The organism is Rhodoferax sp. TS-BS-61-7 (assembly GCF_002943465.1).
Lineage (GTDB): Bacteria > Pseudomonadota > Gammaproteobacteria > Burkholderiales > Burkholderiaceae_C > Allorhodoferax.
On the sequence record NZ_PTQY01000001.1, the window covers coordinates 1,166,114 to 1,184,599 of the forward strand.

General features: G+C 62.6%; 19 protein-coding genes. 11 read left to right on the forward strand and 8 right to left on the reverse strand.

Features of this window, described 5'->3' with window-relative positions; translation table 11 throughout:
• Positions 1–8 precede the first annotated feature (8 nt).
• Both C5F53_RS05510 and C5F53_RS05515 read right to left on the reverse strand, forming a co-directional pair.
• Positions 9–563, reverse strand: a complete 555-nt coding sequence (locus C5F53_RS05510) for an adenine phosphoribosyltransferase (RefSeq protein WP_094476681.1) — start codon at positions 561–563, stop codon at positions 9–11.
• A gap of 65 nt (positions 564–628) precedes the next feature.
• Positions 629–2,614, reverse strand: coding sequence for a monovalent cation:proton antiporter family protein (locus C5F53_RS05515; RefSeq protein ID WP_105260266.1), 1,986 nt, complete (start codon positions 2,612–2,614; stop codon positions 629–631).
• Between the two features lie 44 nt (positions 2,615–2,658).
• Here C5F53_RS05515 and C5F53_RS05520 point away from each other — a divergent pair, with 44 nt between their 5' ends.
• From C5F53_RS05520 to C5F53_RS05535, 4 genes are read left to right on the forward strand one after another with little or no spacing between them, the layout of a single operon-like run.
• A complete protein-coding gene (locus C5F53_RS05520) occupies positions 2,659–3,660 on the forward strand; it encodes an SIS domain-containing protein (RefSeq protein ID WP_105260267.1) in 1,002 nt (333 codons plus the stop codon).
• Positions 3,660–4,211, forward strand: coding sequence for an HAD family hydrolase (locus C5F53_RS05525; RefSeq protein ID WP_105260268.1), 552 nt, complete (start codon positions 3,660–3,662; stop codon positions 4,209–4,211). Before C5F53_RS05520 ends, C5F53_RS05525 begins: the two co-directional genes overlap by 1 nt.
• On the forward strand, positions 4,208–4,822 hold the full coding sequence (gene lptC, locus C5F53_RS05530) for an LPS export ABC transporter periplasmic protein LptC (protein ID WP_105260269.1): 615 nt from the start codon (positions 4,208–4,210) through the stop codon (positions 4,820–4,822). Before C5F53_RS05525 ends, lptC begins: the two co-directional genes overlap by 4 nt.
• 27 nt (positions 4,823–4,849) lie before the next feature.
• Positions 4,850–5,626, forward strand: a complete 777-nt coding sequence (locus tag C5F53_RS05535) for an SDR family oxidoreductase (protein WP_105260270.1) — start codon at positions 4,850–4,852, stop codon at positions 5,624–5,626.
• 73 nt (positions 5,627–5,699) lie between these two features.
• On the opposite strand, the gene C5F53_RS05540 is transcribed toward C5F53_RS05535, so the two are convergent.
• From C5F53_RS05540 to C5F53_RS05550, 3 genes are all read right to left on the reverse strand, one after another.
• The gene (locus C5F53_RS05540) at positions 5,700–6,143 is read right to left on the reverse strand and encodes an RNA-binding protein (protein WP_105260271.1); all 444 of its coding nucleotides are present in this window, start codon (positions 6,141–6,143) and stop codon (positions 5,700–5,702) included.
• Positions 6,144–6,306: 163 nt separating this feature from the next.
• A complete protein-coding gene (locus C5F53_RS05545; RefSeq protein WP_315480166.1) occupies positions 6,307–6,540 on the reverse strand; it encodes a zf-HC2 domain-containing protein in 234 nt (77 codons plus the stop codon).
• A complete protein-coding gene (locus C5F53_RS05550) occupies positions 6,537–7,106 on the reverse strand; it encodes a sigma-70 family RNA polymerase sigma factor (RefSeq protein WP_105260272.1) in 570 nt (189 codons plus the stop codon). The genes C5F53_RS05545 and C5F53_RS05550 overlap by 4 nt, the downstream gene beginning before the upstream one ends.
• Before the next feature lie 207 nt (positions 7,107–7,313).
• Here C5F53_RS05550 and C5F53_RS05555 point away from each other — a divergent pair, with 207 nt between their 5' ends.
• The 5 genes from C5F53_RS05555 to C5F53_RS05575 are packed head-to-tail and all read left to right on the forward strand — an operon-like array spanning position 7,314 to position 11,955.
• On the forward strand, positions 7,314–7,583 hold the full coding sequence (locus C5F53_RS05555; RefSeq protein ID WP_105260273.1) for a DUF2282 domain-containing protein: 270 nt from the start codon (positions 7,314–7,316) through the stop codon (positions 7,581–7,583).
• An 11-nt stretch (positions 7,584–7,594) separates the two neighbouring features.
• On the forward strand, positions 7,595–8,527 hold the full coding sequence (locus C5F53_RS05560) for a DUF692 family multinuclear iron-containing protein (protein ID WP_236635220.1): 933 nt from the start codon (positions 7,595–7,597) through the stop codon (positions 8,525–8,527).
• Positions 8,524–9,294: a putative DNA-binding domain-containing protein gene (locus tag C5F53_RS05565; protein WP_105260274.1), complete on the forward strand. Its 771-nt coding sequence runs from the start codon at positions 8,524–8,526 to the stop codon at positions 9,292–9,294. The genes C5F53_RS05560 and C5F53_RS05565 overlap by 4 nt, the downstream gene beginning before the upstream one ends.
• 39 nt (positions 9,295–9,333) lie before the next feature.
• A complete protein-coding gene (locus C5F53_RS05570; protein WP_105260436.1) occupies positions 9,334–9,813 on the forward strand; it encodes a DoxX family protein in 480 nt (159 codons plus the stop codon).
• 9 nt (positions 9,814–9,822) lie between these two features.
• Positions 9,823–11,955, forward strand: a complete 2,133-nt coding sequence (locus C5F53_RS05575; RefSeq protein WP_105260275.1) for a bifunctional diguanylate cyclase/phosphodiesterase — start codon at positions 9,823–9,825, stop codon at positions 11,953–11,955.
• Positions 11,956–11,995: 40 nt separating this feature from the next.
• Here the strand turns inward: C5F53_RS05575 and C5F53_RS05580 are convergent, their stop codons facing one another.
• Entirely contained in the window at positions 11,996–12,940 is a 945-nt protein-coding gene (locus tag C5F53_RS05580) for a LysR substrate-binding domain-containing protein (protein ID WP_105260276.1), read from the reverse strand.
• 138 nt (positions 12,941–13,078) lie between these two features.
• On the opposite strand from C5F53_RS05580, the gene betC reads away from it, so the two are divergent.
• Both betC and choX read left to right on the forward strand, forming a co-directional pair.
• Positions 13,079–14,584 (forward strand): choline-sulfatase, encoded by a 1,506-nt coding sequence (betC, locus tag C5F53_RS05585; protein WP_105260277.1) that lies wholly within the window; start codon positions 13,079–13,081, stop codon positions 14,582–14,584.
• A gap of 34 nt (positions 14,585–14,618) precedes the next feature.
• On the forward strand, positions 14,619–15,569 hold the full coding sequence (choX, locus tag C5F53_RS05590) for a choline ABC transporter substrate-binding protein (protein ID WP_105260437.1): 951 nt from the start codon (positions 14,619–14,621) through the stop codon (positions 15,567–15,569).
• 235 nt (positions 15,570–15,804) lie between these two features.
• Here choX and C5F53_RS05595 read toward each other — a convergent pair whose 3' ends face one another.
• Together C5F53_RS05595 and C5F53_RS05600 are read right to left on the reverse strand one after the other, a co-directional pair.
• The gene (locus tag C5F53_RS05595) at positions 15,805–16,917 is read right to left on the reverse strand and encodes an endonuclease/exonuclease/phosphatase family protein (RefSeq protein WP_105260278.1); all 1,113 of its coding nucleotides are present in this window, start codon (positions 16,915–16,917) and stop codon (positions 15,805–15,807) included.
• Positions 16,918–17,183: 266 nt separating this feature from the next.
• Positions 17,184–18,386: an ammonium transporter gene (locus C5F53_RS05600; protein ID WP_105260279.1), complete on the reverse strand. Its 1,203-nt coding sequence runs from the start codon at positions 18,384–18,386 to the stop codon at positions 17,184–17,186.
• Between the last annotated feature and the right edge of the window lie 100 nt (positions 18,387–18,486).

Consider the following 18,486-nt stretch of genomic DNA (forward strand, 5'->3'; position numbering starts at 1 on the left):
AGCGGGCCTTAGTGGCCCGCAAAATCGACCAGGGTGAACAAGGGCAGACCGGATTCACGCAACCGGTCGGAACCGCCCAACTCGGGCAGGTCAACAATGGCGGCACCTTCCATGACATGGGCGCCCAGGCGCTCCAGAAGCTTTTTGCCCGCCATCATGGTGCCGCCGGTAGCGATCAGGTCATCAATCAGTAGGACACGGTCACCCGCCTTCACGGCATCGGTGTGTAGCTCTACGGTGGCGCTGCCGTACTCCAGCTCATAGGTCTCTTCCACGGTGGTGAATGGCAGCTTGCCTTTCTTGCGGATTGGGACAAAGCCAATGTTCAATTCGTAGGCCACCACGGCGCCCAGGATGAAGCCACGGGCATCGAGCCCGGCCACCACATCGGGCCGCATGCTGGGGTCCATGTAGCGGTGTACAAAGGCATCGATCAACACCCGGAAGACCTTGGCGTCTTGCAACAGCGGGGTGATGTCACGGAACTGCACCCCTGGCGCAGGCCAGTCGGGCACGGTGCGAATATTGTCCCGAAGGTATTGGTTGACGCTGAGGTGTTGCATAGAAACGGGGCAGGTGCAGAAATGAAGGCAGGCGCTATTGTGCCCCCAACGGTGCAGCGCAGGGGCTAACCTTTGAGCAGCTTCTGCTCGGCCATGGCCAGTGCCTCGGCCTTGCCGGACAGCACCAGCGTATCGCCGCCCTCCAGCGTGGTGCGGGCTTCGGCGCGGGAGCTGGCGCCATTGCTGCGGCGCAGGCTCAGCACCCGGATGTCCAGCGCTTCCAGATCAAAGTGGGATAAGGGTTTGCCCGAGGCCTTGGCACCCAGTGGCAGGTTCACGGTGACCAGGCGTTCTTGTTGCAACTCGTCCACAGAGTCGTCGTCGGCACCATGGAAGAAACCGCGCAAGAGGTTGTAGCGGGCATCCCGCTGGTCTTGCACGATACGGATCACACGTCGCATGGGCACACCCACCAGGGCCAGTGCGTGGCTGGCCAGCATCAGCGAGCCCTCAATCGCTTCTGGTACCACCTCCGTGGCACCGGCGGCGCGTAGCTTGTCCAAGGCATGGTCGTCCTGGGTGCGCACAATGACCGGCACCTGGGGCGCATGGGCATGGGTGTTGCTCAGTACCTTCAGGGCAGCGCCTTCGCCCAGATACGTAATCACTACGGCACTGGCGCGGGCCAGTCCGGCCGCCATCAGGGCCTGCAGGCGGGCGGCATCACCAAACACCACCGAGTGCCCGGCCGCGGCGGCCTGGCGCACCCGGTCCGGGTCCAGGTCCAGTGCCATGTAGGGAATACCTTCGTTCTCCAGCATGCGCGCCAGGTTTTGTCCGCAGCGGCCAAACCCGCAAATGATGACGTGCTGGTTGGCGCTGATGGACTTGCGCGCGATGGTGGTCATCTGCAGTGACTGCAACAGCCACTCGCTGCTCACCAGTTTCATCACGATGCGGTTGCTGTACATCACGATAAAGGGCGTGGCCAGCATCGACAGCACCATGCTGGCCAAAATCGGGTTCAGCAAAGCAGGTGGCACCAGGGAGTTTTTTTGCGCCAGGGTCAGCAGCACAAAGCCGAACTCACCCGCCTGGGCCAGGTACAGGCCGGTGCGCAGGCCCACGCCCGATGAGGCCCCTAACACCTTGGCCAGGCCGGTGACCAGCGCGGCTTTGAACACGATGGGCAGAACCACCAGCAGCAAGACCAAGGGCCAGCGCTCCAACACCAGACGCCAGTCCAGCAGCATGCCGATGGAGATGAAAAACAGCCCCAACAGCACATCGTGGAAGGGACGAATGTCGGTTTCCACCTGGTGTTTGTATTCGGTTTCCGAAATCAGCATGCCGGCAATGAAGGCGCCCAGTGCCAAGCTCAGCCCCGCCAGTTCGGTCAACCAGGCCAGGCCCAGGGTGATGAACAACAGGTTCAGTACAAACAGCTCGTCACTTTTGCGGCGCGCCACCAGGGTCAGCCAACGCCGCATCAGGTGTTGTCCCCCCACCAGCAGCACCGTAACCAGCACCACCGCCTTTAGTGCGGCCAGTGCGAGTGCCTCAAACAGTTGTTCGCCAGAGGCGCCCAAGGCGGGAATCAGCACCAGCAAAGGCACCACCGCCAAATCCTGGAACAGCAACACCCCCATGACGCGTTTGCCGTGTTCGGAGTCCATCTCCAGCCGCTCCACCATTAGTTTGACCACGATGGCGGTGCTGCTCATGGCCAGGGCGCAGGACAGCGCTAGCGCGGCCTGCCACTCCATGTTCCAGATACGGGGGAACAAGGCCGCCATGCCCAAGGTGGCTGCGGTGGCTAGGCAAATGGTGACCGCTACCTGCAACAGCCCCAGCCCGAACACGTGTTTGCGCATGGCACGCAACCGCGGCAGGTTGAACTCCAGGCCAATCACAAACATCAGGAACACCACGCCAAACTCGCCCAGGTGGCGCACACCGTCGGAGTTTTGCGAGAGCGCCAATGCATTGGGCCCAATCACCACGCCTACCGCCAGGTATCCCAACATGGGGGGCAACTTGAGCGAGCGGCACACCACCACCCCCAGCACGGCAGCCAGCAGGTAAAGCAGTGTGATTTCCAGTCCAGTCATGGCGCCATACTAGCAAGAGACATGCGCGTCTATAAAATGCGCGCATGACAGCATATGCAGCAAGCGGCGGGTCTTCGCGCGCCGACCGGGCTTTGGCTCTGGCCAAAGAAACGTTTGACATCGAGGCCGCGGCCGTTTTGGGCCTCAAGGACCGTGTGGGGGAAAGTTTTGCCCAGACCGTGGAGCGCATTCTTGCCATCCAGGGTCGTGTGGTGGTGATGGGCATGGGCAAGAGTGGCCATGTGGGTCGCAAGATTGCGGCCACACTGGCCTCCACCGGTACGCCTGCGCTGTTTGTGCACCCTGCCGAAGCCAGCCACGGTGATCTGGGCATGGTCACCGCGACCGATCTCGTGCTGATGATTTCCAACAGTGGCGAGTCCCAGGAAATGGCGGCCATCCTGCCGGTTCTCAAGCGACTCGGCGCGCCCTTGGTGGCGATGACCAGCAAGTCCGAGTCCATGATGGCGCGTTACGCAGACCTGTGGATTGATACCGGTGTGTCCAAAGAAGCCTGCCCGCTCAACCTGGCGCCGACCGCTAGTACCACGGCCCAGTTGGCGATGGGTGATGCGCTGGCGGTTGCCTTGTTGGACGCGCGGGGATTTCGCGCAGAAGACTTTGCACGCTCCCACCCTGGGGGGGCGCTGGGGCGCAAGTTGTTGACGCATGTGAGCGACGTGATGCGCTCCGGGGACGCTGTCCCCAAAGTGCTGCCCACGGCCACATTTAGCGAGCTGATGCGGGAAATGAGCGCCAAAGGTCTGGGCGCTACGGCCGTGGTTGAGGTCGATGGATCGGTGCTGGGCATCTTTACGGATGGTGATTTGCGCCGCATGTTGGAGCAAGGCGTGGATTTGCGCGCGAAGACCGCCCGCGACCTGATGCACCCGCACCCCTACATGATCAACATGGATGCACTGGCGGTGGACGCGGCCGATCTGATGGAGGCCAAACGCATCACCAGCGTGTTGGTCGTGGATGCCCAGGGTGCCCTGTGCGGCGCACTGAACAGCAACGACCTCATGCGCGCGAAAGTCATCTGATGGCGGCCCTTCCTCATATTCAGTTTGCGCCCGATCTCTTGCTCCGCGCCCAGGGCATCCAGGTGGTGTTTTTCGATGTGGATGGCGTCTTGACCGATGGTGGCCTGCTGTTCTCCGAATCCGGCGAAACCCTCAAGCGTTTCAACACCCTGGATGGGCATGGCCTGAAGCTGTTGCAAAAAGCGGGTATCACCCCGGTCATCATCACCGGGCGTGATTCGCAAGCCCTGCGGGTCCGGTTGCAGGCGCTGGGTGTGGTGCACGCCCACTTTGGCACCGAAGACAAACGACCAGCCGCTGAGCAGACCCTGAAGGCACTGGGCCTGGATTGGTCCCAAGCGGCCGCCATGGGGGATGACTGGCCCGACCTGCCCGTGATGCGGCGCGCCGCACTGGCCTGTGCCCCGGCCAACGCCCATGTTGAGGTGCTGGGTGCCGCTCAGCACGTGACCCGTGTACCCGGTGGTCACGGTGCGGTGCGTGAGTTGTGTGACTTGTTGCTGGTGGCCAGCGGGCGGTATGCTGACCTGCTCGGAACCTACACCCAGTGAAAAACTTTCTGTACGAAGCTTGGGAGCGTTTTCTGCTCTACCTGCCCCTGATGGTGATGGGGACGCTGGCGCTGGGGACCTACTGGCTGGTGCGAAGCACCCCCGTGCCTGAGGTCGCCCAGGCGGAACGTGTGCGTGGGCACGAGCCCGACTACTTCATGCATGGCTTTTCCATCAAGACCTACGATGCGACGGGGCGTATGCGGTCCGAGGTGCAAGGGGATGTGGCGCGCCACTACCCCGACACGAAATGGATCGAAATCGACAGCATCCGCATCCGCTCCTTTGATGCCCAGGGCCGCCTCACCACGGCCAGTGCACTGCGCGGGTTGACCAATGACAGTGGTTCGGAAGTCCAACTCATGGGCAAGGCCGTTGTGGTGCGCGAAGCGGACAACACTGCGGCTGGCAAGGCAACGCCGCGCATGGAATACCGTGGTGAGTTTTTGCACGCGTTTATGGACACCGAAATGGTCAAGTCCCACCAGCCCGTGGAACTCACCCGCGGCAAAGACCGGTTCACGGCCGATGCCATGGAATTTGACAATGTGGACCAAGTGATGCAGCTGCGCGGACGTGTGCGAGGCACCTTGGTACCAGAGTCCCGCTAAACCCGTATCTATGCTTTGGAGCAACCGATGGCCGCTTTGATTTTTATTACGGGTGCCTCCAGCGGCATTGGCCAAGCCCTGGCCTGGCGTTACTACCAAGCCGGCTACACGCTGGCCTTGGTGGCCCGCCGTACCGAAGAGATCCAGGCCTGGGCCCAGAGCCAGGCGTTGGATGCGGCCCGCTACCGTGTGTACCGCGCCGACGTGTCGGACATCGACAGCATTGTGGGCGCCGGTCAAGCCTGCTTGGCGGAGCTGGGGGTGCCCGATGTGGTGATTGCCAATGCGGGCATCAGCGTGGGTATGGATACCGGGGTGCGCGGTGATCTGGACGTGATGGTGCGCACCTTCAGCACCAACAACGTGGGGCTGGCGGCCACCTTCCACCCCTTTGTGCGTGCCATGGAGCAGCGGGGCAGCGGGGCTTTGGTGGGCATTGGCAGTGTCGCCGGCATCCGCGGGCTGCCAGGCCATGGCGCTTACTGTGCGAGCAAGGCTGCCGTGATCAACTACTGCGAATCTTTGCGTGGTGAGTTGCGCAGCAGTGGTGTCAAGGTTGTCACGCTGTGCCCCGGCTACATTGACACGCCACTCACGCGCCAGAACCGCTATGGCATGCCGTTCCTGATGCAGCCTGAAGCGTTTGCCGATCGCGCGTTTGACGCGGTTGCGCAGGGTGCCACTTACCGCGTCATTCCGTGGCAGATGGGGTTGGTGGCCAAGGCTTTGCGTATGTTGCCGAATGCTTTGTTTGACAAAGTGTTGGCAGGACGTCCGCGCAAACGCCGGCAAGACGAGGCTTAAACGCAGCTTCTCCAATGCAAAAGGGACCCGAAGGTCCCTTTTTTGCGAAGTACAAGTACTTGCTGTGTGCTGCTTAGTAGCTGCTACGACCACCGCCGTAACCACCACCGCCGCCGCCACCGGAGCGGCCACCGCCACCACCGTAGCCGCCGCCACCGGAGCGGTCACCGCCGCCGCCGTAGCCGCCACCACCGGAACGGCCGCCGCCACCGAAGCCGCCGCCACCGCCAGCACCGCCGCCGAAGCCGCCGGAACGGGGAGGACGTGGTTCCATGGGACGGGCTTCGTTCACCACCAGACCGCGGCCACCGAACTGTTGACCGTTCATGGCGTTGATCGCGGTTTGTGCTTCAGCATCGCTGCCCATTTCCACAAAACCGAAGCCTTTGGAGCGACCGGTGTCGCGTTCCATCATGACTTTGGCGCTGGAAACGGAACCGTGTGCCGCAAACGCTTGTTGCAGGTCTTCGTCACGGAAAGAATAAGGCAGGTTGCCTACGTAAAGTTTGTTGCCCATGGAGGGACTCCTCAAAATAACTCAAAACGCGATGGAGTCCTTAACCGCAATCAACAAACCAGTGAAGACTTAAAGCAGACGCGAAACTGACTAAACACCGCAAACTTGCACACCCGTACTCTGGGCAATGCAAGACCATTATGCGCTAGTTTTTAAAAGCCACCTAATTTTTATTTTTTATAGGGTTTGTGGCGGAATCCGGTTCTTCCTCTGCGTAGTGGCGCCACTGTTGCATGCTGTTGCGCATGGTGAGCATTTGGCGCTCGAACCGGGGGCAGGCTGCGCAGGCGAGCAGGTGCAAGCGCAGCGCAATGCGGTCGCCTGTGCCCAGCGGGCGGTCTTCCCGGGCGACGAGCAGGGCGGCCGCTTCTCGGCAGGTCCTTCGGAATGGCATCATGGTTGAACGGCCTTTGCAAACCAGTGCATCTCCAGACACTCGCGCAAACGCAGGCGAGCGCGGTGCAGCTGTACGTAAAGGTTAGTCGGCGTGAGCTGCAGCTCCTTACAAATTTCCTCGCTGGACAGTTCCAGCCACTCGCGCATCAGGAACAGCCGCCCCTGGACTGCCGGTAACTTGTTGGTGCAAGCCTCCAGGATTTCGAAAAATTGGCGGCGGCTTGCGTCCTGCTCCGGGTTGCCCCACTCGGAGGGCATTTGGCTAAAGTGGCCGTCGGCTTGGAACGCGATCAGGTCCAGCGGATCTGTTTGGTGGTCGGGATCGGTATCCAGCGTGGTGGCTTCCCGGCTGTGGTGGCGCAGGGCGTCAATGATCTTGTGTTTGAGGATGCCCACCAGCCAGGTTTTGAGTTGGGAGCGGCTGTCAAACGCCTGGGGCTTGGCGATCGCGGCCAACACGGTCTCGGACACGGCGTCTTCGGCCCAGGCCTCGTTGCGCAATTGCAGGCGTGCAAACTTGAGGAGGTAATCACGGAGGTCGGCGACCTGCTGTTCAAAACTGGGCATGGGGGTTTGCGGGTTGGTGTGGTTGCAGTGTACGGTTGCGCGGTGGCACCACGTTTGCAGCCAAGGGAAAACCCGTGTGCGCGTGTTATCAAGCGGGGGTACTGTAAGAAATGCCAACCCTGCCGGACTAACCTTCAACCAGCGTTCTGGCGCAATTCCGTGCCAAGCCTATCTGGTTGTTTCTCTTTCCAACCTAGGAGTTTTCTCATGAACCAACGTGCCCTGATCGCCGCCACCGCCGCCAGCCTGATGACCTTGGCCTTGGCCTCTGCCCCCGTGGCCGCCCAAGAGAAAGAAAAATGCTTTGGTATTGCCAAGGCCGGACAAAATGACTGTGCCAACCTCTCTGGCAGCCACTCCTGCGCCGGCCAGTCCAAGGTGGACATGGACAAGGGTGAATGGAAGTACGTCGCCAAAGGCACCTGCAAGGACATGAAGGGCCTGTCCATGGAAGACGCCAAGAAGATGAAGAGCTGATTGCCTTGCCCATGACCGCCACCTACCCCGACATGCCTGTGCCCGCGCCCCGCGGCCAGGTCGGCATCGGGTGGCGGCACCCCCATTACGCGGAGCTGCTGGAGCGGCAGCCCGCACTGGACTTTCTGGAAGTCCACTCCGAGAATTTTTTTGGCGGCGGTGGTGCTGCATTGGCCGTGCTGATGCAGGCCAGGGCGCACTACCCCATCAGCCTGCACGGCGTGGGGCTGTCGCTGGGCTCGGCGGTGGGGCTGGACCCCTGGCACCTGGACCAGCTGGCCCGCCTGGTGCAGCGGGTGGACCCCGTGCGGGTGAGCGACCACGCCTGTTTTGCGCGTGGCACCCTGGGGGCGCAGACCGTGCACGGCGCAGACCTGTTGCCCATCCCGTTTTCTGACGAGGCGCTGGACGTGTTGTGCCGCCATGTGCAGCAGGTCCAAGACCGGTTGCAGCGCCGCTTCATGGTGGAAAACCTGTCGGCCTATGTGCGCTGGAACAGCGCAGACGCCCACGACTGGTCGGAGACTGATTTTTTGACCACTCTGGCCCGGCGCACGGGCTGCCTGCTGCTGGTGGATGTGAACAACATTTATGTGAATGCGCGCAACGCCGAACTGGCGGGCCAACTTGCCGATCCGCTGCAAGCCAGCCGCGATTGGCTGGACGCCATTCCGCCCGATGCCGTAGGCGAGCTGCATGTGGCGGGCCACTGCCATGTGGCCGATGCGCATGGCGAGATCGTGATTGATGACCACGGCAGCCGGGTCAGCCCCGCGGTGTGGGCGCTGCACCGGCATGCCTTGCAACGTTTTGGCCCCGTGGCCACATTGGTGGAGTGGGACACCGAGGTGCCTGCGCTGGACGTGTTGCTGGAGGAGGCCGATACCGCCCGCCATGCAGGCCACGCCGTGCGCGGCGCTGCCACTGCGGAGGCCTTGGCATGAGCGCCCTGGCACTGCAGCAACAGCAGCTGCTGGAAAGCCTGTTTGTGCCCGAAACTGAAGGTGCTATAAAAAACATAGCTATTTGCGCAGATTCCATGGGCGCTAGAGGCCTAAAAGCCTACCAATCCAATGGCCACGCCCTGGCCGAGCGCGCGCTGCTGGCGGCCTACCCGGTGCTGGCGCAGATGCTGGGCGGTGAGAGTTTTGCCGCCCTGGCGCGTGCGCTGTGGCACGCAAGCCCCCCGCAGCGTGGTGATATGGCGCAGTGGGGGGGCACGCTGGCCGATTTTGTGGCGACCAGCCCGCAGCTGGCCGACGAGCCCTACCTGGCCGATGTGGCACGGGTGGAGTGGGCGCTGCACACCTGTGCCAGTGCGGCTGATGCCGAACTCCAACCCGCCACCCTGGCCCTGTTGGGCAGCCACGACCTGGACACCCTGCGGCTGCAACTGGCCCCCGGCACCGCTGTGTTGTGCAGCCCCTGGCCCACGGCCAGCCTGGTGCGGGCGCATTTGCAGGAAGGCTTAACGCTGGCCGAAGCCGCTACCCGCTTGCGCGCAGGTCAGGCCGAAGATGTGGTGGTCTGGCGCCAGGGCTACCGCCCGCGCCTGCGGCAGGCGGTACCCGGGGAGGTGGTGTTCGTATCCACCCTGCTGCAGGGCCGTGCCTTGGGGCCCGCTCTGGATGTTGCCCCGCAACTCGACATCAACGCCTGGCTCACCGACGCCGTGCAAAGCGGACTGCTGTTGGCCGTCCACGCCCCCTGATTCTTCCACCCCCGCCACCCTGCGATGACGCCTACCGCCATGCCCTCTTTGCAAACCCCCAGTGCTTCCTGGACCACCCGCGCTGTTGCGCTGTGGGACCGTCTGGAGCGCAGCCTTAACACCCTGCAGCCCCTGGCCGCCCTGCTGGCGCGGCTGTATGTGGCGCAGGTGTTTTTCCTCTCGGGCCTGACCAAGCTGCGCGACTGGGACATCACCCTGGCCCTGTTTGCCGATGAATACCACGTGCCCCTGCTCTCGCCCGCGGTGGCTGCTGCGCTCGGCACAGCGGGTGAGCTGGTTTTGCCCGTGTTGCTGGTGCTGGGCCTGGCTGGGCGTTTTGCGGCGCTGGGCCTGAGCGTGGTGAATGGGGTGGCGGTGCTGGCGCTGGCCGAGATTGCCCCGGCGGCGCTGCAGCAGCACATCACCTGGGGCGTGTTGTTGGCCGCCTTGGCGCTGTATGGCTGCGGCCCCTGGTCGCTGGGGCCGGTGTTGCGGCGTTGGGTGCTTCGCGGGGCGTAAGCTCGCGCCATGCCCGCCGCTCCCTTTCCGCCGCCCACACCCGCCACGCGCCGGGGGCTGTGGCCCACGCGCATTGCCTGGCGGCTGGCACTGGGGCTGGGGGTGTTGGTGGGGCTGGTGTTGTTGGCGCTGTTGCAGTCGGGTTGGCAGCTGCGCTTGATGTCGGACCTCACCCAGCGTTTTGCCACGGGTGACATGCAGCGCCTGCTGCGGGTGCAGGCCCTGACGCTGCAAACCGAAGGTGTGGGTAGCGCCCTGGTGCGCCTGGTGCATGCCCCGCGCGAAGACCGTGTCAAAGAGTACACCGATGTGGATGCGCGCAACCGCACGCTGGACGGCATCATCGAATCGCTGTCCGAAGGGCTGAAGGATGTCGAACAGGAAGCCACCCTGCGTCGCCTGGTGGAGGCCCGCACCACCTATGCCGAGGCGTTTATTGCCACGGTGGACGAGATTGAAGCCGACAACCTGCCCGCCGCCGCGCGGGCCCTCAACGACCAGGTGAACCCGGCCCTGAACGCGATGTTGCGGGAATCGGGCGCCCTGTTGCAGCGTGAGCGCCAGCGGGTCGAAGAGCAACTGGCGGCGGCCCAATCGCTGTTTGAGCGCGTGGCCCTGTGGGTTGGCGCCGCATCGTTGCTGGGTGTTGCGCTCGCTGCGGTGGTGGCCTGGCGCACCACCCGCAGTGTGGTGGCGCCCTTGGCGCGGCTGGAGACCGCGGCCTTGCAAATTGCCCAGGGTGACTACCGCCACCGCATGCCGGATACGGGTACCCAGGAGGTAGACCGCGTGGGCCAGGCGCTCAACACCATGGCCGATGCAGTGGCGCAGCGCGAGCAGCAAATCGTGCGGCTGGCCTACCAGGACAGCCTCACCGGCCTGCCCAACCGCACCGCACTGCTCTACCCGCAACACCCCGTGCCGGAAGGCTACAACGCGCTGTTGCTGATCGATTTGGCCCGGCTCAAGGCCATCAACGAAACCTTGGGTTTTGCCACCGGCGACACCCTGATCAAAGAGCTGGCCACGCGCAGCCAGGCCGTGTTGCAGACCGCCATGGCCCGCGGTTGGGTGGGGCCGCGTGGCGTGGTGGCACGCCTGGCGGGCGGCAGTTTTGCCATGGCCGTTCGGGCGGCCAGCCGCCATGAAGTGGAGCAACTGCGCCTGGCACTCAGTGCGGCCATGGCGCAGTCGGTGGCCTGCAGCGGTCACAGCGTGGACCTGGCGATTGCGTGTGGCTTGGCCGGTGCCGAAACGCAGGATGCTGTGGCCGCCAATGCCCTGCTGCGCAATGCCGAGGTGGCGCTGCACAGCGCCAAACGCGCCGCGCTGGACCACACCTGGTACAGCGCCGCCCAGGAGGCCGCGCGCCTGGACCACCTGAGCCTGGTGTCGGACCTGCGCACGGCGGTGGCCCAGTCCCAGCTGCAAATGTGGCTGCAACCCAAGCTGTCGTTGCAGACCGGCCAGCCTGTGGGGGCCGAGGCCTTGGTGCGCTGGGTGCACCCGCAGCGTGGTTTTGTGTCGCCGGCTGAATTTGTGCCGTTTGCCGAGCAGACCGGATACATCACCATGGTGACCGACTGGATGCTGGACCAGGCCCTGCACACCTTGCAGCGCTGGGCCAGCACCTACCCCCAGCTCAGCATCGCCGTCAACCTGAGCACGCGTGACCTGCAAGACCCGGGTTTTGCGCTGCGTGTGGCCGCCAAGGTGGCTGCCAGCGGAGTCGATCCACAACGCCTGCGCCTGGAGGTGACCGAGAGCGGGGTGATGCAAGACGCCGTGAAAAGCCTGGCCCTTCTGCACGCCCTGCGCGCGGTTGGCATGCCGCTGTCCATTGATGACTTTGGCACCGGCTACTCCTCGCTGGCCTACCTGCAGAAGATGCCGGTGAGTGAGCTCAAAATCGACCGCAGTTTTGTCGATGGCATTGACGCGGCACCCGCCAGCCAGCGGTTGGTCAAGGCCATGATTGAGATGGGCCACGGTCTGGATCTGGTGGTCACCGCCGAAGGTGTGGAAACCACCGCCGAGCGCGACATGCTCATCAGCCTGGGGTGTGATGTCATGCAGGGCTACCTGGGCAGCAAACCCCTGCATGGTGATGTGATGGAAACCTGGTTGCTATCAAATACATAGCTGCTCGCGCATATTCCATAAGCACCAAGTGCTTGTTTGGCTATAAATCTGACGGGGGCTTGAACGGACTGGCTTGCAGCGCCTGCGCGCATTCCTGCACCATCCAGCGGCGAAAGCGGTGCAGCGCTTCGCTGTTGCGCCGGGTGTTGGGCTCCACCAGAAAGTAGCCGCGCGCCGTGCGCTGCGGTGCGGCCACCGCGGCCACCAGTTGCCCGCTGCGCACCAGCGCATCCACCAGCGGGGCCCAGCCCAGCGCCACGCCCTGCCCGGCCATGGCCGCCTGGATGACCAGCGGGTAGTTGTTGAGCGTGAGGTCGTGCCCGGCGCCCGCACTGCGCAGGCCATGGGCGGCAAACCAGCCCTCCCACAGCAGCCAGCGCTGGGGTTCGGCACTCTCCAGGTGCAGCAGCGGCAGCGTGCGCAGGTCGGCTGCCTGGCCGCTCAGGCGCTGCCGGGTATAAAAAGTCGGGCTGCACACCGGCACCACGATTTCGGGGAGCAAGGGGGTGGCGCTGCAGCCGGGCCAATGCCCGTCGCCAAATGCCACTGCCATGTCCACCGGTTCACCGCGGATGTCGAACTGGTTCTGGCTGGTGACGATGCGCACATCCAGCTCCGGCACCAGCTCGCGCAGTGCGGCCAGGCGCGGCATCAGCCAATAGGTGGCAAAGCCGAAGTCGGTGGCCACGGTCAGCACCTGGCGCTCGCGCCGCGCCCGGATTTTGGCGGCCACCTCGCCAATGCTGCTCAGGCTCTCGCGCACCGCGGTCACCAGCTGCAAGCCCTCGGGCGTGAGCGACACGCCCCGGTGCTCCCGCTTGAACAGGGGCACGCCCAGGTCGTCTTCCAGCAGGCCGATGCGCTGGCTCACCGCCGGTTGGCTGGTGCCCAGCTCCTGGGCCGCAGCGGTAAAGCTCAGGTGGCGCACCGCGGCTTCAAAAAACACCAGGCTTTGCAAAGGGGGGAGGCGGCGCATGTCTTGCATAAGCACAGTTTATGCCGCCATAAGTAATAGATGTCTTCACGCGCAGGTTTTGCGTGCCTAGACTGAATCCATTGCATAACCCGCCTTTATGTTTACACCGGTACTTTGAACGTGCGCCCACCCAACATCCTCCTCCTCATGGCCGACCAGCTGACGGCGTCAGCCCTGGCCACCTACGGCAACACCGTGAGCAAGACGCCCACCATCGACGCGCTGGCCGCGGCCGGCGTGGTGTTTGAGTCGGCTTACACCAACAGCCCTTTGTGCGCACCCTCGCGCTATGTGTTCTTGTCCGGCAAGTTGCCATCCAGCATCGGCGCCTATGACAACGCGGCCGAGTTGCCGTCCGAGGTGCTGACCTTTGCCCACCACCTGCGCCACGCGGGTTACCGCACGGTGCTGTCCGGCAAGATGCATTTTTGCGGTGCCGATCAGACCCACGGGTTCGAGGAGCGGCTGACCACCGACATCTACCCCGCCGATTTCGGCTGGACGCCGGACTGGGAGCAGCCCGAGGTGCGCCCCAGCTGGTACCACAACATGGGTTCGGTGCTGGACGCCGGCCTGTGCGTGCGCACCAACCAGCTGGACTTTGACGACGAGGTGGTATTCCTCGCGCAGCAAAAGCTGTTTGATATGGCTCGTGATGAGGACACGCGTCCCTTCTGCATGGTGGTCTCCATGACCCACCCGCACGACCCCTATGCCATCCCCCGCGACTACTGGGACCGCTACCGCCATGAAGACATCGACATGCCCCAGGTGCGCGACGACATGGTGCCGCGCGACCCCCACACCCAGCGCCTGCGCCATGTGAGCGACATGGACCGCACCCCGGTGAGCGACGACCAAGTGCGTAACGCCCGCCACGCTTACTACGGCGCGGTGTCCTATGTGGATGACCAGATGGGCCGCATCCTCAAAACACTGGAGCAGACCGGCCAGGCCGACAACACCATCATCGTGGTGCTGTCCGACCATGGCGACATGCTGGGCGAGCGCGGCCTTTGGTACAAGATGAACTACTTTGAGAACGCCAGCCGCATCCCGCTGATCGTGCACGCGCCCCAGCGTTTCAAGGCGGCGCGCGTTGCCGCCAATGTGTCACTGGTAGACATCTTGCCCACGCTGGTGGATCTGGCGTTTGACGGGGCCGCACCCGCCTTGCCCGAGCCGCTGGATGGCCGCAGCCTGTGGCCGCACCTGACCGGCAGCGGTGGGCATGACGAGGTGATCGGTGAGTTTTTGGGTGAAGGGGCGATTGCCCCGCTGGTGATGCTGCGCCGCGGCCACCTCAAGTTCGTACACACCCCGGTGGACCCCGACCAGTTGTATGACCTGGCCGCCGACCCGCGGGAGCTGCACAACCTGGCAACTGACCCGGCCCACGCAGCCACGGTGCAGGCTTTGCGCGCCGAGGTGGCCCAGCGCTGGGACATGCCCGCGTTGACGGCCAAAGTAATTGCCAGCCAAAAGCGCCGCCGCTTCCATTACGCAGCCCAAAGCCAGGGCGTCGTCCAGCCCTGGGACCACCAGCCCTTTCAGCCCGCCAGCCAGCGCTATATGCGCAACCACATAGCCCTCGACACGCTGGAGGCGCGTGCCCGTTTTCCGATTGTCCGTTCTGCCCAAGCCACTGTTTAAGCCACTGTTTCACCTCACCTTTCAGGAGTTCACCATGGGAAGTTATCGTTTTGTTATTGCGTCCTTTGCTGCGGCACTGGGCCTGTTCGCCAGCCAGGCGCAGGCTGCCGAGCCCGAGTCCTGCCGCCAGGTCCGCATGGCCGATCCGGGCTGGACCGACATCACCGCCACCAACGCCTTTGCCGGCGTGGTGCTCAGCGCCCTGGGCTACGAACAAAAAGTGGCCTCGCTGAGCGTGCCCATCACCTATGTGGGGGTGAAAAAAGAGCAGGTCGATGTGTTTTTGGGCAACTGGATGCCCGCGCAAAAAGCGCTGGTGGAGCCCCTGGTGAAAGAAGGCGCACTGGAAGTGGTGCGCGCTAACCTGCCGGGCGCCAAGTTCACGCTGGCGGTGCCCAGTTATGTGGCGGACGCCGGGGTGAAAACCTTTGCCGACCTGGCCAAGTTTGCCGACAAGTTTGACAAGAAGATTTACGGCATCGAGTCCGGCTCGCCCGCCAACCAGAACATCAAAAAGATGATCGACGCCAAGAGTTATGGTCTGGAGGGCTGGTCGCTGGTGGAATCCAGCGAGCAAAGCATGCTGAGCCAGGTGGCCCGCAAAGAGAAAGGCAAGGACTGGATCGTGTTTCTGGCTTGGGAGCCGCACCAGATGAACACCAAGTTCCGCATCAGCTACCTGGATGGCGACAAGGACTACTTTGGCCCCAACTACGGCAGCGCCACGGTGAACACCGTGTCCCGCAAGGGCTACGCCACCCAGTGCCCCAACGTGGGCCGCCTGTTTGCGCAAATGGAATTCACGGTGGACCTGGAGAACAAAGCCATCTCCGAGGTGCTGGATACCAAGGTGGACGCCAAAGCGGCCGCTGCCAAACAGCTCAAGGCCAACCCCAAGGTACTGGATGCCTGGTTGGCCGGTGTCAAAACCTTCAGCGGTGAAGACGGGCTGGTGGCGGTGAAGAAAGTGCTGGCACTGAATTAAGGCGGTGTTTGAATGCAAAAATGGGCGATAGCGCCCGTTCTGTATGCGCGAGCAGCTATGATTTTCATAGCTGCTCGTTGGAATCTTCTCACCTCAGTGATTGATTTAATTGGTGCTAGATGTTGGCGAAGGAGTCATGGAGTCAGTCGAACCAAAGTCTGGGCCATGATTTGTCACATCTACAAATCGGGTCGTCAGTGGTTTGGACGTGTGACACTTTGTTGTCGATACATGACTAAATGTCCAAATCAACCCAAAGTGCAGCATGGTCTGATGCAGCTTCATCCGCATTGCTCACTTCCTCAAAATGCGGCCAAAGCGTTCCATGAACACCACCCCACATGCCTCTGCGCTCGACTCCGGCTGCGGTGACCTTGGCATAAAGGGCGGGTGACAGCAGGATGTAGTCAAGTTTGGCGGAGGGGCCGCAGTTGCCATGGGTACCTGCCCTTCCTCCACTGACAAACTTGGGGTGGCTTGAGATATCTCCCAGTGTGCTCCCTTGCCGCAGCAAGGGATCCATAGGCCCATTGCCAGGGATTTCGTTCAAATCCCCAACCACGGCCACCAAATTGTCACCCGCTGCCAGATGGGCGTCGTAGAGCGCACGCACACGTTGTGTTTGTCGCTTGCGTTTGGCATCGTTCGACGCCTGACTGCCATATCCCTTGCTCTTCAAGTGATTGACCAAGACCCACAGGCGTTTCCCTTTGGGTAGTCCGATTTCATACTCCGCACAGTCACGGCTAAAGATGATCCCTTTGGAGTCTGTGTCATCCACATGCGAGCGAATCGACAGGATGGGGTACTTGGCCCGGGTCATCAGTCCGACGTCTATTCCGCGCTCGTCGTTGCCATCCACCAGCATCACGTGATCGAAGGGTTTTCCGCCAACATTCTTGAGAACCTGTTCGTTGAAGAGACGCAGGGTTGTCCGATCTTCCGCCTCGATGACGGCCTGTACATCCGCGGCAATGGCGTGAAGCACCCGCGCTGTGTTGAGGGTGGCGGTTTCGTTGACCGGTTCCGTTTTGAGTTCGATCCATCCGATCCAGCTCTTGCGGCCTGAGGCAACAATCTCGGCTTCACCTACGCGGGGGCGTTTGATCAGTTGCCCCCGAATCTTGCGCAATATGAGCAAGGGGCTGTCATCGGTCTTGAGCAGGCCGTTGTCAGTCAGGAGCTTGAGCATCCGTTTCTTGTCAGCGGCACTGTAGCTAGGTTTCTCAAAAAGCGTATTGAGCTCTTTCTGCGCTTCCAGCGCGGGCTTGCCTTCAGCCCAATTCGCACCATTCAAGGCCTTGGCCCGGTCAAACATGTTTTCGACGTTGAAGGTCGCAAGGCGCATGGGTGACTCCCTTGAGGTTGTGATAACCGATCACGCGTGCAGCGTTGGTGCGTTGCTTTCTATGCTGAGAGCTGACGCGAGTTGCACGACACGCCATTATTTCTAGCCATTCTGGGTCTGTCTACCGTGGGTGATGTTCCGTGGCCGTAGGCACTTGTTGGATGAGCTCAAAAAATAAGCCCGGCGTCGCCGGGCTTATTTCATTCAAACGGTTCGACGAACTCAATTCTCGTCCGGCAGACTCAATTGTTTTCCATCATCAGTGACTACCAGTTGGCCTCACGCTCTGGCGACGCGCTGATTTTGTGGATGGAGAGGTCGGCACCGTCGAATTCCTCTTCCTGGCTCATGCGCAGCCCCATGGTCGCCTTGAGTACGCCGTAGACCACAAACCCACTGGCGGTGGCCCAGGCCACGCCCATCAGTGTGCCTATCACCTGCGCCCCTAAGCTCACGCCGCCTAGCCCACCCAGCGCCTGACTGCCAAAAATGCCGGCCGCCACGCCGCCCCAGGTACCGCACAGGCCGTGCAGCGGCCACACGCCCAGCACGTCGTCAATCTTCCATTTGTTCTGCGTCAGCGTGAACATGACCACAAAAATGGCGCCAGCCACACCGCCCACCACCAGTGCGCCCAGGGGGTGCATCAGGTCGGAGCCGGCGCATACCGCCACCAAGCCAGCCAAGGGGCCGTTGTGCACAAAGCCCGGGTCGTTTTTGCCCATCAGCAGGGCCACCAGCGTGCCGCCCGCCATGGCCATGAGGGAGTTCACCGCCACCAGGCCAGACATCTTGTCCAGCATCTGTGCACTCATCACGTTGAAGCCGAACCAACCCACGATCAGAATCCATGCGCCCAGGGCCAGAAACGGAATGCTGCTTGGGGGGTGCGCGGAGATGGCGCCGTCTTTGCGGTAGCGGTTGCTGCGCGCGCCCAGCAGCAGCACGGCGCCCAGCGCAATCCAGCCGCCCACGGCGTGCACCACCACGCTGCCGGCAAAGTCGTGGAATTCGGCGCCGGTCAGGCCCTTGATCCAGGCCTGCACGCCAAAGTGCTGGTTCCAGGCGATGCCCTCAAAGAAGGGGTAGACCACGCCAACGATGACCGCCGTGGCAATCAGCTGCGGCCAGAACTTGGCGCGTTCGGCAATGCCGCCCGAGATGATGGCGGGAATGGCGGCCGCAAAGGTCAGCAGGAAGAAGAACTTCACCAGCGCATAGCCGTTTTGGCTGGCCAGCTGTTCGGCGCCGATGAAAAAATGCGTGCCATAGGCCACACCGTAGCCCACCGCAAAGTAGACGACGGTGGACACCGAGAAGTCCACCAGGATCTTCACCAGCGCGTTGACCTGGTTTTTGCGGCGTACCGTGCCCAGTTCCAAAAAGGCAAAACCGGCGTGCATGGCCAACACCATGATGGCGCCGAGCAGGATGAACAAGGCATCCGCGCCCTGTTTGAGTGCTTCCATAAGGTCCTCTTGAATTGAAATGCTGCTTATTGGTGCAAATCTCAATGAAATTTGCGTTGTGCACCAAAATCAAGCAAAAAGTGCGCCAGATTGGGGCTGG

Bases quoted from the DNA above. Each gene is read 5' to 3' on its own strand.
- C5F53_RS05510 (WP_094476681.1), bottom strand. From the start codon at position 563: ATGCAACACCTCAGCGTCAACCAATACCTTCGGGACAATATTCGCACC.
- C5F53_RS05515 (WP_105260266.1), bottom strand. From the start codon at position 2,614: ATGACTGGACTGGAAATCACACTGCTTTACCTGCTGGCTGCCGTGCTG.
- C5F53_RS05520 (WP_105260267.1), top strand. From the start codon at position 2,659: ATGACAGCATATGCAGCAAGCGGCGGGTCTTCGCGCGCCGACCGGGCT.
- C5F53_RS05525 (WP_105260268.1), top strand. From the start codon at position 3,660: ATGGCGGCCCTTCCTCATATTCAGTTTGCGCCCGATCTCTTGCTCCGC.
- C5F53_RS05535 (WP_105260270.1), top strand. From the start codon at position 4,850: ATGGCCGCTTTGATTTTTATTACGGGTGCCTCCAGCGGCATTGGCCAA.
- C5F53_RS05540 (WP_105260271.1), bottom strand. From the start codon at position 6,143: ATGGGCAACAAACTTTACGTAGGCAACCTGCCTTATTCTTTCCGTGAC.
- C5F53_RS05545 (WP_315480166.1), bottom strand. From the start codon at position 6,540: ATGATGCCATTCCGAAGGACCTGCCGAGAAGCGGCCGCCCTGCTCGTC.
- C5F53_RS05550 (WP_105260272.1), bottom strand. From the start codon at position 7,106: ATGCCCAGTTTTGAACAGCAGGTCGCCGACCTCCGTGATTACCTCCTC.
- C5F53_RS05555 (WP_105260273.1), top strand. From the start codon at position 7,314: ATGAACCAACGTGCCCTGATCGCCGCCACCGCCGCCAGCCTGATGACC.
- C5F53_RS05560 (WP_236635220.1), top strand. From the start codon at position 7,595: ATGACCGCCACCTACCCCGACATGCCTGTGCCCGCGCCCCGCGGCCAG.
- C5F53_RS05565 (WP_105260274.1), top strand. From the start codon at position 8,524: ATGAGCGCCCTGGCACTGCAGCAACAGCAGCTGCTGGAAAGCCTGTTT.
- C5F53_RS05570 (WP_105260436.1), top strand. From the start codon at position 9,334: ATGCCCTCTTTGCAAACCCCCAGTGCTTCCTGGACCACCCGCGCTGTT.
- C5F53_RS05575 (WP_105260275.1), top strand. From the start codon at position 9,823: ATGCCCGCCGCTCCCTTTCCGCCGCCCACACCCGCCACGCGCCGGGGG.
- C5F53_RS05580 (WP_105260276.1), bottom strand. From the start codon at position 12,940: ATGCAAGACATGCGCCGCCTCCCCCCTTTGCAAAGCCTGGTGTTTTTT.
- betC (WP_105260277.1), top strand. From the start codon at position 13,079: ATGGCCGACCAGCTGACGGCGTCAGCCCTGGCCACCTACGGCAACACC.
- choX (WP_105260437.1), top strand. From the start codon at position 14,619: ATGGGAAGTTATCGTTTTGTTATTGCGTCCTTTGCTGCGGCACTGGGC.
- C5F53_RS05595 (WP_105260278.1), bottom strand. From the start codon at position 16,917: ATGCGCCTTGCGACCTTCAACGTCGAAAACATGTTTGACCGGGCCAAG.
- C5F53_RS05600 (WP_105260279.1), bottom strand. From the start codon at position 18,386: ATGGAAGCACTCAAACAGGGCGCGGATGCCTTGTTCATCCTGCTCGGC.